We start from the raw sequence: 382 nt of genomic DNA on the forward strand, positions 1-382 counted from the left end.
GTGCAGGAGCGCGGGATCCAGCTCGGCATGACTTTTCTGGACGGCACCAGCGTGCGGGCCCACCAGAAGGCGGCGGGAGCTCGCCGAAGGGGGCTCTCAAGCTCAACGAGATGATCGTGAAGCACTTGGTCGCTCTCGTGGCGGCTATGGCACTAAGGCTTGCGTGATCGCCGACAGTCTCGGACGCGCCATCGCCTTTCGGATCGCGCCCGGTCAGGCGCATGAACTGCCCCATGCAATCCCGCTGCTGGAGCAACTGCCAGGTGTCCCGATGTGGGTGGTCGGGGATCGCGGCTACACCAGCCATGCCTTCCGCGAGCATGTCTGGAGCCTGGGTGCGAAGCCTGCGATCCCAACCAAGTCGAATGAGGCACTCGTAGCC

At 64.7% G+C, this 382-nt stretch carries 1 pseudogene; it reads left to right on the forward strand.

What is annotated here, in order from left to right:
- Positions 1-382, forward strand: a pseudogene (locus tag LG661_RS24950) (transposase); the annotation flags it as partial.

This window comes from Microvirga roseola, assembly GCF_020866965.1.
Classification (GTDB): Bacteria; Pseudomonadota; Alphaproteobacteria; order Rhizobiales; family Beijerinckiaceae; genus Microvirga; species Microvirga roseola.